1 protein-coding gene is annotated in these 918 nt (G+C 71.6%); it reads left to right on the top strand.

Features of this window, described 5'->3' with window-relative positions:
* Nucleotides 1-268 precede the first annotated feature (268 nt).
* Entirely contained in the window at nt 269-580 is a 312-nt protein-coding gene (locus ACYVE9_RS28550; RefSeq protein WP_461030782.1) for an STAS domain-containing protein, read from the top strand.
* Nucleotides 581-918: the final 338 nt, after the last annotated feature.

Below are 918 nucleotides of genomic sequence, written 5' to 3'. Positions count from 1 at the left end.
CGGACGGCAGCCCGGCCCGCGGCGGACGGTCCGGCCGTCCCGGCCGGCCGCCCGAGCACCGCAACAGCCGCGCCCAGCACCATCCAGTACCACCCAGCACCACCGGCCCCCTGGTCAGGCACTGACCCGGAGGGCCCAAGGGATCACTCTCACGGGTGAATTCCGTATCGGTTCGAGCACGGACGGCAACTTCGCTGCCCGACGGGCAGTCAGTTGTGATGACACCCATACCTGAAAGTTCACACGAGGCGACCCCCGGGAGCGCGATATGCACATCAAGGGCGACCACGCCGAGATGGTCGTCGGGGGGCGCCTCGACGTCCGCAGCGCTGCGGACGCCCGCACGGTCCTGCACCACGCGCTCGACGCAGGCAAGGGCGACCTCGTACTCGACCTGGCCCAGCTCGACTCCTGGGACGCCACCGGCCTGGGAGTGATCATGGGCGCGCACCGCCGCGCCGGCCGCTGCGGCAGACGGCTCGTGCTGCGCGACGTCCCCCCGCAGATGCAGCGGCTGCTCGTCGCCACCCGGCTGCACCGCATCCTGGCCATCGAAGGGGCAACCCTCACAAAGCCATGACGATTCCGTCCGCTCCACGGACCCGGTCTGTGTCCGGAGCTGCGGAACGTCTAGGGTTCACCTCACTGCCAGGAGGGGCGGACAAGGAACGGCCACGCACCGCATCTGGGGAGCATCGACCATGGATCCGAGCAACCGCGGACCGCATGAAGGCGTTGGCCCGAGCGGCGTCGCACCGGTCCGCATGGTCCAGCTCGTCGCAGGCGAGTACGTCGTCACCGTCAACCCGGTGGACGGCAGCGAGATCGAACCCTGTCCGCCGGGCCGCGCCCCGGGGCCGCCCCGCCGGCACTCCCCCGAGGAGCGCACCGCCCGCCTTCGGCCGCCCCTGCGGCTCG

Source organism: Streptomyces sparsus (genome assembly GCF_054776295.1).
This window is presented reverse-complemented; position numbering and strand designations above follow the sequence as displayed.

What these genes read in the sequence shown, in the direction of transcription:
- ACYVE9_RS28550 (WP_461030782.1), top strand. Translation starts at nt 269, where the DNA reads ATGCACATCAAGGGCGACCACGCCGAGATGGTCGTCGGGGGGCGCCTC.